The following is a 12,581-nucleotide window of genomic DNA, read 5'->3' on the forward strand; positions in this document are numbered from 1 at the left end:
TCCGTGTCTCCGTGGTGGTCTTCGGTGTTCATTTCAGGACTGCTGCCGGAACAGCTGTTGAAGACCTTCGGACGTGCGGTTCGCGATGTTCGAGGTCAACTGGCAATGGAACATGAACTCCTGGCAGCGCACGGTCAGGTTGACCAGCTCGCCGGGCGTCAGCTCCTGGCCCGAGGCCGCGGCCGCGCGGGCGTCGCGCCCGAGCGAAGCGGCTTCGGCGTTGATGTGGTCCAGCGGCTGCACCAGGCGCTGCATGGCCTGCGCGCTTGACTCGGTGGCGCGCACGTCCATGCGCTGCTGGACGCTCGCCAGCGCGCGCTCGAAGCCGGCGGCGTCGCCGCCGGGTGCCAGCTGCGCCAGCCGGGACAACGACGCGCCCGCGCCCAGCTGCACGTCCTGCAGCGCGGCCGGCGCAATGGCGAGGCCGGACGTCATCACTGCTTGCGGGCCATGGTTTCGAGGGCGGAGCCCACCGTCGAGATCGCGGTGTGCGAGCTGCTCGCCAGGAAGCTCATCTTCAGCGACATCGCGGTCAGCTCGGTCACGTCGGCAGGCTTGTCCCCACCGGTGTTCATTGCGGCGGACTTGGTTTCGATGTTGGCGGCCTGCTTGTCCAGCGCCTGGCCCCAGGCATCGGCCATGGCTTCGAACCACGAGCCGCCGCTGCTGGACTTGGTGCTGGTGGCAGGCGTGGAGGCGAGAGCGTTGAGTAGCGTGTTGGACATGGTGGACTCCTGGTGGGAGGGGTGGGGGAAGCCGGGGTTCAGAGCACCAGCCGCGTGCGCAGTCCGTCGCGCTCGACGATGACGGCGCGCTCGGCGATCTGCACAACGCGATGGCCGCTGGGCAGCAGCGCGCCACTGAAGTAGCGGCTGCCGTCGGCGGTGACGAAGTAGGGGCTGTCGGCGTTGTCGACGACGGCGACCAGGCGCTTGGCCGGGTCGTCCGGCGCCGGCGCGCCCGCGGTGGCCGTGCCGGTGGGGGCGGGCGGCTGGTTGTCGACGCGCAGCGTGGGCAGGCGCGCCACGTCGCGGCGCGCGGCAGCGGCGGCAGCCTGCACGCGGGCGCCGTCACGCTCCTGCGTGCGCAGCACCAGCTCGCCTTCGGGCGACCAGCTGCCCTGCGCGGCAATGCCGTGCAGGCGGAACACGTCGACCGCCGCCGCCATCGCATCGGGCGGTGCGGCGGGCGCGGCCGCCGGTGTGGCCGGCATGACGCCGGCGATGGCCCGGCCGGCTTCGCGCAGCGTGCCGCCGTGCATCGCCACCGCGGCGCCGCCGATGACCATGACCAGGCCCAGCACCGTCAGCAGCCCCTCGACGACCGGATGGTGGCGGGCTGCCGGCGCGGCGGCCTTGCGCTGCAGCGTGCGCGGGCCGGCCAGCAGCTCGGGGCCGTCGTGCATGACCGGCTCGGGCCAGTGCTCCACCTCGGCCGGGCCATAGGCCACACGGGCATCGCCCAGCTGCAGCGGCTGGCCCGGCGCCCAGGGCCGCACCTCGTTGCCGGCCGGCAGCGCGCGCCCCGCCAGCTGCGCCTCGCCGGAGATCAGCTGCAGGCCCACGCGGCCTTGCCCGGCGGGCACCAGGCGCGCCTGGAAGTCGACCTGGCTGGACAACAGGATGTCGGCGAACTGCGTGTCGCCCTGGTTGGCCGCATTCAGGCCGCAGACCAGCAGCGATTGCTGCGGGTCCAGCCGCGCGCGGGCACCGGCCTGGCGACCGGCCAGCACGCGCAGCTCCAGCGCGTCGACAAGAGTCCTGGACTTGTTGGCCATGGCGATGCGCTCCTACTGCGGCTGGCCCGGGTCGGCCACGGCGACGGGCGTGGCAACGGCCACGGGCTCGGGGGGCGCTGCCGAAAGGTCCGTGGCGCCGGTCTGCGGCAGCGGCTCGCGGGCCTTCTGCATCACGTCGGTCGCCGCCTTGCTGCTGGCCAGTCGCGGCGTGATGAGGAACATGCGCTCCACGCGCTGGCCACCCTTGCGCTGCGTCTTGAACAGGTTGCCCAGCAGCGGGATGTCGCCCAGCACCGGCACCTTGTCGACGCCGGCGTTGGAGCTGTCGCGCACCATGCCGCCGATCAGCAGGCTCTCGCCCTCGGAGATCAGCGCTTGCGTGTTGATGCCGGAGCGCTCGACGATGGGCAGCTGGTCCACGGTCTGGCCCGTGAGGCCGCCGTCCTCGATCTGCACCAGCAGCTTGATGCGGGGCACGCCGTCGGCGTCCCGGTCGTCCTTGAACACATGCGGCGTCACCCGCAGCCGCGTGCCGGCCGTCACGTTGAACAGGTCCACTTCCTCCCGGCCGGCCACGCGCACGTAATACGTCGAGCTGTTGTCGAACACCGCTTCCACATTGGACAGCGTGACGACCTGCGGGCTGCTGACGACCTTGGCCGCGCCGTCGCGCTGCAGCGCGGTGATGCGGGCCACGAAGGGGTAGCGGTCGCCGATGACGGCGGAGATGGTGCCGCCCAGGTTGCTGGGCGTGACGTCCTGCTGGCCGTTCAGGCGCAGGTCGCTGGCCGTGCCGTTGCCCACCATCAGGCTGGACAGGCCGCGGTTGTAGCGCCAGTTGATGCCCAGCTCGCGCATGCGGTCGGTGTTGATGTCGATGATGGTGGCCTCGATCTCCAGCGCCTGCGGCTCCACGTCCAGCGACTTGATCAGCGCGCCGTAGCGCTCCAGCCGCTCGGGCAGGTCGCGCACGATGACGGCGTTCAGGCGCGGGTCGGCCTCGATGCGGGGGCTGAAGTCGTTGGGCGCGGGCGGCGGCTCGGGGTGGTCGGCCACCGGCGTCGCGTAGCCGGCCTGGCTCAGCCCGGCCACCAGCACGTCGGTGCCGCGCGGCGCGGCCTCGTCCACCAGGCCCAGCGTGGTGGTGCCTCGCATGGCACCACCGCGCAGCCGCTGGCTGCCTTGCGCACGCGTCGGGTCGCTGGCTTGCGCGAGGCGCGGCCGCGTGGGCTGGCCGGCCAGCGAGCGCAAGATGCTGGCGACGCCGGGCAGCGTGGTCTGCTGACCGCCGAAGCTCATCGGCACGTCCTGCGCCCAGGCATAGCGCAGGTAGTAGATGCGGTAGTCGGGCAGCGGCTGCGCCTGCGCGGGCGGCGCCCACGCGTTGACGGCCATCGCGGCGGAGGCGGGGCGCACCTGGCGCACCAGCTCATCCACCTGCTGCACGAAGCGCTTGGCGCCCACGGCCAGCAGCGCGCCGTCGTCGCCGGACTTCAGCGTGTTGCGTGCATCGGGCAGCTGCAGTGCCTGCGCCGCGCGCTGCACCTGGGCGCTGGCGACCGGCGCGAGCAGCCAGCTGCGCGTCTGCGTGTCGCCGGCCGGCGAGATGTAGAGCACGCCACCGTCGTAGTAGCTCAGCAGGTTGTACGCGCGGCTGACATCGCGCACCAGCCTGGCCGGCGGGCCCTCGAAGCGGCCGTTGACCTGGCCCTGCACGCCGCTGACGACGACCGGGATGTCGCTGCCCGAGAACAGGCTTTGCAGGAACTGCTCGATGGGCTGGTCGCGCGCCTCCAGCTTCACCGGACGCAGTCCGTCGGGCAGCGGTGCGGCCGACAGGGGCAGAGCTTGGGCCAGCAGCAGCGTGACGGCTGCCGCGATCTTGGGTGTGGACATCATGCGGCGAGCAGCGCGGCGGGGGGCGGCGCGTCGAGAGGTGGCTGCCCCGGCGGGGGCAGGTGGAGCAGCGGCGTCAGCCTCAGCGTGGGCAGCAGCTCGTGGAAGGACAGCACCGGCGTGTCGAAGCACTCGACCTCCAGCAGCTTGCGCAGGTGCGCGCGCAGGTCGATGGCGCAGACGATGGCCTGCGGGCGCAGCGCGTCGACCTGGGCCTGCACCTCGGCGGCGAACTGGCGCGCCTGCTCGGGTGCCACGGCCAGCTGCGCGACGCCGCCGCTGACGTGCAGCGCGCCGCGCAGCAGCGACTCCAGCTCGGGCGACAGCAGCAGCGCCTTCAGCTCGCCGTCCGGGCAGACGCGGTGGTGGGTCTGGCGGCGCAGCGCGATGCGCGTCATCTCGGTCAGCGCCTGCACGTCCTTCTCGCGCTGCGCCGCCTCGGCTAGCGCCTCGAGGATGTCGCGCAGGTTGCGGATGGAGACTTCCTCGGCGGCCAGGCGGCGCAGCACCTCCGTGACCTTCTGCACCGGCAGCGCGCGCAGCACTTCCTTGACCACGTCGGCCAGCTCGGCCTGCGCGCGGTTCAGCAGCTCGCTGGTCTCCTGGATGCCGATGAACAGCGCGGCGTTGCGGCGCAGCGCCTGGCGCACCTGCTCGGCCAGTGCGAAGGCGTCCGGCGTGTGGGCACCTTCGGACAGCGGCACTTCGTGCGCAAGCAGGCGCCAGCCGTCGCGGCCCACGCGGCCGTGCAACGCCACGCGCGGCAGCGGCAGGCCCTGGTCCAGCTGCAGCTCGTCCAGCATGGACTCGACGGCGCGCGTGACCGCCATGCCGCCGTCGGCCAGCAGCGGCTGCGGCAGTTCCAGCAGCAGCGGCACGGACGGCCGCACGCGCGGCTGCGCGGTCTTCAGTGCGGCGGGCTCGGGGCGGGCACGCTTGCGCTGCGGCAGGTGCTGGGCCAGCCAGTCCTTGCCCCAGCCCGACAGCATCACGCCGGCCGCGCCGAACACCAGCGCCAGCAGCACGAACACCAGCGGCGGGAAGCCCGGCACCGTGGCCAGCAGCAGGCAGATGCCGGCGGCCATCAGGTGCACGCGCGGCTTGGCGCCCAGCTGCTTGCGGATGGCGTCGCCCAGGTGGCGGTCGTGCTCGTCGTCGTTGGTGCGCGTGACCAGCAGGCCGGCCGCCATCGCGCCGAGCAGCGCCGGGATCTGCGCCACCATGCCTTCGCCGATGGTCAGGATGGAGTAGCGGTGCACCGCGTCCGCCATCGACAAGTCCTTCTGCAGCACGCCGATGGCCAGACCGCCCAGCAGGTTGATGAGGATGATGACGATGCCGGCGATGGCGTCGCCCTTCACGAACTTCATCGCGCCGTCCAGGCTGCCGTGCAGCTTGCTTTCCAGCTCCAGCGTGCGGCGGCGGCGCTTGGCCTCGTCCTTGTCGACGAGGCCGGAGCGCAGGTCGGAGTCGATGGACAGCTGCTTGCCGGGCATCGCGTCCAGCGAGAAGCGCGCCGCCACCTCGGCCACGCGCTCGGCACCCTTGGCGATGACGATGAACTGCACAACGGTGATGATGAGGAACACCACCAGGCCCACGACGATATTGCCGCCCGCCACCATCTTGCCGAAGGTCGCGATGATGTGGCCGCCATCGGCGTGCAGCAGGATCATGCGCGTCGTCGCGATGGACAAGGCGAGCCGGAACAGCGTGGTCATCAGCAGCACGCTGGGGAAGACCGAGAACTCCAGCGGACCGGTCACGTAGACCGCGATCAGCAGCAGCACCAGGCCCGATGCGATGTTGACGGCCACCAGCAGGTCGATGAGCCACAGCGGCAGCGGCAGCACCATCAGCGCGACGATGGCCACGATGCCCGTGACCAGGAACAGGTCGCTGAAGCGCGCGATCAGGCCCTCGCGCGGCACATCGGCCGCGGCGAAATAGCCCGACAGTCCGTCGCGCTTGAGGCTGCTCATGCGCGGCCCCCGCCGAACCAGCGGCGCAGCTCGGCGTACACCGCCAGCACGTTGCGCACATAGGCCTGCGTCTCGGCGAAGGGCGGCACGCGCCGGCCATGGCGCTCCACCGCGCCCTCGCCGGCGTTGTAGGCGGCCAGCACCAGCGCGAGGTCGTTGCCGAAGCGCGCCTGCAACTGCTTCAGGTATTTGGCCGACGCCTCCAGGTTGGCCTCTGGCGTCAGCAGGTCGCGCGCATCGGCCACGCCCAGCCCACGGCCGGTGGCCGGCATCACCTGCATCAGCCCCCGCGCCCCCGCATGGGACACGGCCTGGCTCTGGTGGCGCGATTCGATGTGCGCCACCGCGTGCAGCAGCAGCGGGTCGATGTCGTGACGCTGCGCGACGTCGGCCATCAGCGGCGCCAGCGTGCGAATGCGGGCCTGGCCGGACGCGTCCCTGGTGGTGACCACCTGCAACGGGCGCGGAGCAGGCGCCGGGACGGATGGGCGCGCTTGGGCGGTGACAGGCTCGGCGCGCACCACCACCGGCTCACGCGCCGGCAATGCAGCGGTCGACGAACGGCGCACCAGCTTGGCGGCGCACAGCCGCCGCGTCAGCGCGAAGCCCTCGGCCCCTGCCGACGGCGCTGCGTCCAGCAAGTCCTCGGCCGCAGCCGACCGGCAGTCGGGCCGCGCCTGTGCGGCCACGGCGACGGCCGCCAACGCGGTGGTCGCCATGAGCTTGCAAAGGCTTTGGTGTTGCAGCAATTCCGTGTCCCAGTTCTCGAAACGGGCCGGACTATGCGGTGAAGGTCTTCAGACAGGTTGACCGTTGAAAGCAAACGTAACTGACTGGTCCGTAGACATTGCTCCTTTAATGCAAGCGGCCTCCCCCCACGTTTACGCGTCGTCACAACTGACGCACCGCGGGGGTTTCCGGACCGGGCATCGTTCGGTCCCACGACGTGTCGCAACCCTGCTAACTGCATGGTGAATGGCCTCCCTAGATATAGGTATGGCCACGAAGCCGTCAACAAGTTTTCACAATCAACTTTCGCACCCCCTAGTAATAGGTGTTAGGGAGCCATGGCCGACGACAGCGGCGACAAAACCGAGAAGCCCACCGACAAGCGTTTGCAGGACGCCCGCAAGAAGGGCGACATCGCCAAGGGCAAGGAACTGACGAGCACGGCCACGCTGCTGGCCTGGCTGGTCATGGGCGCGCTTTGCCTGCAGCTGGGCACCGAGCGCGCGGCGGCGCTGTGCGAGGCGATGTTCACGCGCATCGCGGCGGGCTGGCGCGCGGAAGGCTTCGGCCATGTCGCGGCGTTGCTGGGCTGGCAGAGCGTGGAGCTGGCGGTGCTGCTGGTGGCGCTGCTGATGATCCCTGTGGCGGCGCTGGGCACGCTGGTGGAGTACCTGCAGGCGGGGCCGGTGCTCGCGTTCGAGAAGGTGGCGCCCAAGATGGAGCACCTGAACCCGGCCGAGGGCATCAAGCGCATGTTCTCGCTGGACAACCTGGTCGAGCTGCTGAAGGGCATCCTGAAGACCACGCTGCTGCTGGGCATAGGCTGGGTGGTCGCGCTCGTGCTGCTGCCCGACGCGATGCGGCTGGCGGCCGGCGGCGACCGGCCGGTGCAGCACTTCGGCGCGCTGGTGTGGGAGGCCACCGTCACGACGCTGGCCTGGACCGTGGGCGTTTTCATGGGCGTGGCCTTCCTGGACACCGTGTGGACCAAGCACCGCTTCACGAAGAAGCTGCGCATGAGCATGCGCGACATCAAGCAGGAGATGAAGGAGAGCGAAGGCGATCCGCATCTGAAGCAGCAGCGCAAGCAGGCGCACGCCGAATGGAGCCAGCGCAACCAGACGAGCGCGGCACGCGGCGCCAACGCGCTGGTCGTGAACCCCACGCACGTGGCCATCGCGATCGACTTCGAGCCCGGCCGCTGCCCGGTGCCCACCGTCAGCGCGAAGGGCGAGGACCACGTGGCCCGGGCGATGCGCGAGGCCGCCGAGGAAGCCGGCGTGCCCATCGTGCGCAACGTGCCGCTGGCCCGCGAGCTGCTGGCGCGCTGCGAGGAGGGAGCGGTCGTGCCGCCCGACCTGTTCGACGTGCTGGCCGAAGTGATCATCTGGGCCGACGGCGTGCGCGAGCAGCTGAAGTGGGAGGCCGCGCAGGCCGACCCGCACCGCCGTGCCGACGTGCCGCCCGAGCCGCCGCGCTCGCGGCCCGCGCCGGGCGAGGACCTGACCCGCCACCCCGACATCGACGCCCGCGCGGCGCCGGCCTGACCCATGACGGAACTGATGCTCAACCTCGCCAGCACGGTCGTCGCGCTGGCTTTCGTGCTGATGCTGGCCTATCTGCTGCTGCGCGGCTGGCGGCGGTTGCAGGACCGCGGCATGGGTCCGGCGCGCAGTACGGATGCCCTGCTGTTCGTGCGCGCGCTGCCGGTGGGCACGCGCGAACGCGTCGTGCTGATGGACCACGCCGGCGAGCGCTGGATGCTGGGCGTCACCGCCGGCGGCATCAACCTGCTGGCGCGCTGGCCGCTGCCTGGGACCAAGCCCGGGGACGACCGATGAGCGCCTTTGCCCATCGCTGCGGCAAGCTGTCGCTGCGCGAGTTCACCGCCACCGACGCGGCCGACATCCAGGCCTTGCATGCGGATGCCCGCGTGCGTGCGCTGCTGCCCGATGCGCAGCCCCTGCACGAACCGGCCTGGGCCGAGCACTTCGCGGCCTGCCTCGGTGGCTTCTACCGGCGCCACCCCGGCCTGGGCATCTGGCGCTGCGCGGCGCGCAGCGGCGGGCTCGAACGCTTTGCCGGCTGGTTCAGCCTGATGCCGCTGCAGGCCAGCCCCGGCACCGAAGCCCTGGCCATCCAGCCCGGCGACGTGGAACTGGGCAGCCGGCTGACGCCCGCGCACTGGGGCAGCGGCCTGAGCCTCAGCGGCGGCGAGGTGCTGCTGCGCCATGCGTTCGGCAGCCTGGACCGGCGCACGGTCTGGGGCATCTGCCACCCCGACAACCACAGCGCCGCGGCCTGCCTGCGCGCGTTGGGCTTCACGCCGCGCGGCCGCGCGCGCTACGAAGGCCAGCCCTCCGATTTCCATGCGCTCGACGCGCCGACATGGGCGCGCGTCGCCTCCCTCACACCCCGCCAGCGACTGCGCCTGCAACGTGGCGGAACGGCTTCTCCAACCTCACCACCGCCATGAACCACAAGACCTCTCCGCTGCCGTGGCAGCAGGCCCTGGGCCTGACCCTGGCCCGCGCCGTCGCCAAGTCGCGCCTGGCGCACGCGCCCTTCGCCGACACGGTGCACACCGCGATGGTGGGCCCCGGCTCGCGCTGGCGGCTGCCTGCGCGCCCGCTGCACACCGCCCAGCTGGGCGGCGCGATGACCGAGCTGCTGGGCGTGGGCCAGCCGGGTCAGCATGACGGACTCATCAAGCGGTGTCTGGACCACTACCGCAGCCACCTCGCGAGCGACGACACGGAGGACGACCTGGGCCGCGCGCTGGCCGCCTATCTGGGCGCTTGCCGCCAGGCGCTGGACGAACAGCCCTTCGACGCGACCCGCTGGCAGGCGACCACGCGCTGGCTGGAGGCCTGGGTCGTCGACGAGATGCCGTGGGACGACGCGCCTCTCGCGCAGCGCCAGGACGCGTTCGAGCGCTTCGCGATGCTGGCCGTGGCGCTGGGCGAGTGGACCGTGCAGGCCAGCCGCCAGGGAAAGGCGCAGCAGGCCTCGGCCGTCTGGATGGCGCGCAACAGCCTGCGCGGCCAGCTCGGCCTGGACCTGCCCGCGCTGTCAGCTGCGTTGGGCCGTCAGGAGATGCCGACTGCGGCCAGCCCTAGCGCCGCGCCCGACGAATTAGGAGCAGCCGCATATAGGCAGGCCGGACCCGACGCCCTGTAATCCAACCCGTCAACGCCGCAGAGTTTGATTCAGACCTTGCCGACAAGACACGCAGCGAAGCCGGTGTTTTCTTCAGTCGCCACCGCCTTCAGATGCTCCCACTCTTTCAAGCAACCCCAGCGGCCCGGTGCCGCGATTCAAACTTTTGGAGATCAACATGGGATCAGCAGTTAGCAGCGTTCTGGGCGGCGGTGGCTCGGGCGGCATCCTGGGCGCCGTGGGCGGCATCGTCGGTGGCATCTTCGGCGGCCCCATCGGCGCCATGATCGGCCAGGCCATCGGCAACATGCTGCAGCAGGCCATCGGCGACGCAACCAAGCAGGCCGTCGACACGCTGCAGCAAGAGCACGGCATGCCCAAGTTCCTGGCCGACGAGGTCAAGTCCAAGATCGACAGCATCATCGGCGGCCTGCAGCAGCCGGTCAGCGCCGAGGCTTCGCAGCAGGCCAGCCAGCTCGTCGGCGACAACTTCAAGGACTTCCAGAACGACCTCGCCCAGGCGCTGGTCAAGCTGGTCAAGCAGAACCTGGAGAACCAGGACGACGGCCAGGGCGGCAGCGTCGGCGGTGGCAAGACCACCAAGGGCGGCAGCTGGCTGGAGGCCCTGGCCAAGGCCATGGGCAGCGCGCTGGGCCAGAAGGCGTCCAAGATGGTCGAGCTGAGCGACAAGATCGCCAGCACCGCCGGCGGCGAAGGCAAGGAGGCCGCCAAGGCCAACGCCGAAGCCACGATGGAAATGCAAGGCACGAGCCAGATGTTCAGCCTGATGCAGAACGCCTTCGCAGGCGCCATCAAGGCCATCGGTGAAGGCCTGTCTCAAGCCGCTCGCAAGGGCTAAGCAAGTGATGGGGCGGGCGTGGGCCCGCCCCATTTTTCGCAGGCCCGGACGAGGAGCGGTCGTGAGCTGATGTCGATATACAAACCACCGGAGAAGCACATGACGCGTTTCAAGCAGGCAACCCTGGCGGTTGCCGTTGGCACTTGTGGGGTCCATGGCCTGGCACAGGGTTTCGTCAACGTCTACGAGATCCCGCACAACGTCTCGATCAACGTCATCGCCAACCAGCGGTATCACGAGAACATCAACAAGACGCTGCACCACTGGGACAACCAGCCGCTGAAGGACCGCTACAAGCGCCCCGGCAGCCTGCCGCTGGCGCAGAGCAACGGCCAGGGCATTGCCGTGATGACGCAGGGCCTGCCGCGTGAGCAGGCCGCCGCCGGCGGCGCGGCGTACCGGCAGGCGCTGGGCTTTCACGAACAGGTCATCCGCAAGTTCGGCCTGCCATCCGGCGACCTCGGCGTGGCTCTCGCGAGCAGCATCGCCGGCGCCTGGATGGCCTACAACAACCAGCCCTTCCCCGACCAGTACTTCGTGCCGCTGGTGACGCAGATGCGCGAGCGCCTGGCCAGCAGCGCGGCACTGCAGTCGCTGTCCGACGGCGACCGCACCACCACCTACGAAAGCCTGGCCGTCACCGGCATGATGCTGGCGAGCAGCCAGATCACCTGGCAACGCAACCCGCGCGCACCCGGCGCCGACGCGCTGCGCGAGCGCATGCGCACGCAAGGTGGCGAGACGCTGACCCGCATGCTTCAGGTGCCGCCCGACCAGGTCGCCATCGGCCCCCAGGGCCTGATCTCGCAAGCCTCGGCCACACGCTAGACGGCACTCGCTCCCCGCCAGGCCGGCCCCTACCTACCGATCACTCCATGACACTGCTCCGCGCCCCCCGACCCGCTGTCTTTTCCCCTTGTGCCGTCGACCGGCTGCTGCCCCTGCTCGCCTGCACCATCGCGCTGGCCGGCTGTGGTGGCGGTGGCGGCGATGGCGGTGGAGCGCCGGTACCCCCGCCCGTGTCTGCACCTGCACCTGCACCTGCACCTGCACCTGCACCTGCACCTGCACCTGCACCTGCACCTGCACCTGCACCTGCACCTGCACCTGCACCTGCACCGGCTCCCGCTCCCGCGCCGCCTTCGGCCTTCAAGACCTTCCAGAACACGACGCTGCCCGGGCAGTTGCTGGTGAACTCGGCATGGCCGGGCGCTGCGGTCGTGGACATGCGGACCGGAGAAATGCGCGCGCTGCCCGCCTCGGGCCTGAAGGCGCCCGGCTCCACCGATGGCGACGAATGGCATTCGACGGCGATGTCGCCGCGGCTGATGCGTGTCAATGACATCCAGCTCGCCACCGACGCGGGGCCCAACGCGCGCATCGCCGTCTTCGACAACGCCGCCAGCACGGCGCCCCGCCATGAATGGCGGATCGCCGGAAGCCTGGAAAGCCCGCCGCTGCTATCGCCCGACGGCAAGATGGCGCTGGCCTTCCACCGCAACGCGGCCGAGGACGCTCAGCTCACCGTCATGAACGTCGAGACTGGCGCCGTCGTCAAGCGAGGCTCGCTGCTGACCGGCGCCTCGCTGATCGAGAACCCGGTCACCTGGCTGCCGGACGGCCGCTACGCCTACCTCGTCGAGAACCGCCTCATCGTGTCGTCGCCCGCCAGCGGCACCGAAACGGAAGTGGCACGCCTGGCGCTGCCCAGCAACAAGGCCTCCGACTGGCAGGGCTTCGTGTCGGGCATGACGACGCTGGTCGCCAGCCCCGATGGCCGCCGCGTCGCCTTCAGCTGGACGGAGCGGCGCGGCAGCGGCCTGGACCGGCACGTGTGGGTGGCCGACATCGACGGCACCCGGCTGCACCGACTCACCCGCGCCGACGAAACCTCGCCGCTGACCTTCTGGTTCATGACGCCCAGCTGGTCACCGGACGGCCGCTGGGTCGTCGTGCACCTGGACATGTCGGCCACGCAGACCGCGCCGATCTTCCCGCCATCACCCTACGACGACATCCCGCCACCGCAGACGGTCAGCGGCACCACAGGCTGCCGCAGTAGCCAGATCCTCGTGTACTCCGCCGATGCCGAGCGCGAGGCCATCACCTGGCCCACACTGGACGTCCAGCACGGCGTGCGCGTCAAGGCCGCCAACAACCAGACGGCCTGGCTGTCCAGCTGCGGCGCCGCATCCTGGCTGCCATGAGGCCGCATTGC

At 70.7% G+C, this 12,581-nt stretch carries 13 protein-coding genes; 7 read left to right on the plus strand and 6 right to left on the minus strand.

Annotated elements, in window-relative coordinates; genetic code table 11:
• Nucleotides 1-33 precede the first annotated feature (33 nt).
• Genes J2X21_RS12655 through J2X21_RS12680 form a run of 6 tightly spaced genes read right to left on the minus strand, consistent with a single transcriptional unit; the run spans nt 34 to nt 6,335 of the window.
• Complete coding sequence (locus J2X21_RS12655; protein ID WP_310328934.1) at nt 34-435, minus strand: hypothetical protein; 402 nt, start codon at nt 433-435, stop codon at nt 34-36.
• A complete protein-coding gene (locus J2X21_RS12660) occupies nt 435-725 on the minus strand; it encodes a hypothetical protein (protein ID WP_310328937.1) in 291 nt (96 codons plus the stop codon). Before J2X21_RS12660 ends, J2X21_RS12655 begins: the two co-directional genes overlap by 1 nt.
• Before the next feature lie 38 nt (nt 726-763).
• Nucleotides 764-1,777 (minus strand): SctD/MshK family protein, encoded by a 1,014-nt coding sequence (locus tag J2X21_RS12665; protein WP_310328940.1) that lies wholly within the window; start codon nt 1,775-1,777, stop codon nt 764-766.
• Nucleotides 1,778-1,789: 12 nt separating this feature from the next.
• Nucleotides 1,790-3,634: a type III secretion system outer membrane ring subunit SctC gene (gene sctC / locus J2X21_RS12670; protein ID WP_310328942.1), complete on the minus strand. Its 1,845-nt coding sequence runs from the start codon at nt 3,632-3,634 to the stop codon at nt 1,790-1,792.
• A complete protein-coding gene (locus tag J2X21_RS12675) occupies nt 3,634-5,616 on the minus strand; it encodes an FHIPEP family type III secretion protein (protein WP_310328944.1) in 1,983 nt (660 codons plus the stop codon). The genes sctC and J2X21_RS12675 overlap by 1 nt, the downstream gene beginning before the upstream one ends.
• The gene (locus J2X21_RS12680; RefSeq protein WP_310328946.1) at nt 5,613-6,335 is read right to left on the minus strand and encodes a lytic transglycosylase domain-containing protein; all 723 of its coding nucleotides are present in this window, start codon (nt 6,333-6,335) and stop codon (nt 5,613-5,615) included. The genes J2X21_RS12675 and J2X21_RS12680 overlap by 4 nt, the downstream gene beginning before the upstream one ends.
• A 348-nt stretch (nt 6,336-6,683) precedes the next feature.
• On the opposite strand from J2X21_RS12680, the gene J2X21_RS12685 reads away from it, so the two are divergent.
• From J2X21_RS12685 to J2X21_RS12715, 7 genes are all read left to right on the plus strand, one after another.
• Nucleotides 6,684-7,892: an EscU/YscU/HrcU family type III secretion system export apparatus switch protein gene (locus J2X21_RS12685; protein ID WP_310328949.1), complete on the plus strand. Its 1,209-nt coding sequence runs from the start codon at nt 6,684-6,686 to the stop codon at nt 7,890-7,892.
• A 3-nt stretch (nt 7,893-7,895) separates the two neighbouring features.
• Nucleotides 7,896-8,186, plus strand: a complete 291-nt coding sequence (locus tag J2X21_RS12690) for a FliO/MopB family protein (RefSeq protein ID WP_310328952.1) — start codon at nt 7,896-7,898, stop codon at nt 8,184-8,186.
• Nucleotides 8,183-8,821: a GNAT family N-acetyltransferase gene (locus J2X21_RS12695; RefSeq protein WP_310328956.1), complete on the plus strand. Its 639-nt coding sequence runs from the start codon at nt 8,183-8,185 to the stop codon at nt 8,819-8,821. Before J2X21_RS12690 ends, J2X21_RS12695 begins: the two co-directional genes overlap by 4 nt.
• Nucleotides 8,818-9,525, plus strand: a complete 708-nt coding sequence (locus tag J2X21_RS12700; RefSeq protein WP_310328958.1) for a DUF6683 family protein — start codon at nt 8,818-8,820, stop codon at nt 9,523-9,525. Before J2X21_RS12695 ends, J2X21_RS12700 begins: the two co-directional genes overlap by 4 nt.
• 157 nt (nt 9,526-9,682) lie before the next feature.
• A complete protein-coding gene (locus tag J2X21_RS12705) occupies nt 9,683-10,363 on the plus strand; it encodes a hypothetical protein (protein WP_310328959.1) in 681 nt (226 codons plus the stop codon).
• A gap of 99 nt (nt 10,364-10,462) precedes the next feature.
• The gene (locus tag J2X21_RS12710) at nt 10,463-11,191 is read left to right on the plus strand and encodes a DUF6683 family protein (RefSeq protein WP_310328960.1); all 729 of its coding nucleotides are present in this window, start codon (nt 10,463-10,465) and stop codon (nt 11,189-11,191) included.
• Between the two features lie 413 nt (nt 11,192-11,604).
• Nucleotides 11,605-12,570, plus strand: a complete 966-nt coding sequence (locus J2X21_RS12715; protein ID WP_310328962.1) for a TolB family protein — start codon at nt 11,605-11,607, stop codon at nt 12,568-12,570.
• The last annotated feature ends 11 nt before the right edge of the window (nt 12,571-12,581 follow it).

The organism is Roseateles asaccharophilus (genome assembly GCF_031458115.1).
GTDB classification, from domain to species: domain Bacteria; phylum Pseudomonadota; class Gammaproteobacteria; order Burkholderiales; family Burkholderiaceae_C; genus Pelomonas; species Pelomonas asaccharophilus_A.

Excerpts from the sequence above, each read along its gene's own strand:
- J2X21_RS12655 (WP_310328934.1), bottom strand. The coding sequence starts at position 435 with ATGACGTCCGGCCTCGCCATTGCGCCGGCCGCGCTGCAGGACGTGCAG.
- J2X21_RS12660 (WP_310328937.1), bottom strand. The coding sequence starts at position 725 with ATGTCCAACACGCTACTCAACGCTCTCGCCTCCACGCCTGCCACCAGC.
- J2X21_RS12665 (WP_310328940.1), bottom strand. The coding sequence starts at position 1,777 with ATGGCCAACAAGTCCAGGACTCTTGTCGACGCGCTGGAGCTGCGCGTG.
- sctC (WP_310328942.1), bottom strand. The coding sequence starts at position 3,634 with ATGTCCACACCCAAGATCGCGGCAGCCGTCACGCTGCTGCTGGCCCAA.
- J2X21_RS12675 (WP_310328944.1), bottom strand. The coding sequence starts at position 5,616 with ATGAGCAGCCTCAAGCGCGACGGACTGTCGGGCTATTTCGCCGCGGCC.
- J2X21_RS12680 (WP_310328946.1), bottom strand. The coding sequence starts at position 6,335 with ATGGCGACCACCGCGTTGGCGGCCGTCGCCGTGGCCGCACAGGCGCGG.
- J2X21_RS12685 (WP_310328949.1), top strand. The coding sequence starts at position 6,684 with ATGGCCGACGACAGCGGCGACAAAACCGAGAAGCCCACCGACAAGCGT.
- J2X21_RS12690 (WP_310328952.1), top strand. The coding sequence starts at position 7,896 with ATGACGGAACTGATGCTCAACCTCGCCAGCACGGTCGTCGCGCTGGCT.
- J2X21_RS12695 (WP_310328956.1), top strand. The coding sequence starts at position 8,183 with ATGAGCGCCTTTGCCCATCGCTGCGGCAAGCTGTCGCTGCGCGAGTTC.
- J2X21_RS12700 (WP_310328958.1), top strand. The coding sequence starts at position 8,818 with ATGAACCACAAGACCTCTCCGCTGCCGTGGCAGCAGGCCCTGGGCCTG.
- J2X21_RS12705 (WP_310328959.1), top strand. The coding sequence starts at position 9,683 with ATGGGATCAGCAGTTAGCAGCGTTCTGGGCGGCGGTGGCTCGGGCGGC.
- J2X21_RS12710 (WP_310328960.1), top strand. The coding sequence starts at position 10,463 with ATGACGCGTTTCAAGCAGGCAACCCTGGCGGTTGCCGTTGGCACTTGT.
- J2X21_RS12715 (WP_310328962.1), top strand. The coding sequence starts at position 11,605 with ATGCGCGCGCTGCCCGCCTCGGGCCTGAAGGCGCCCGGCTCCACCGAT.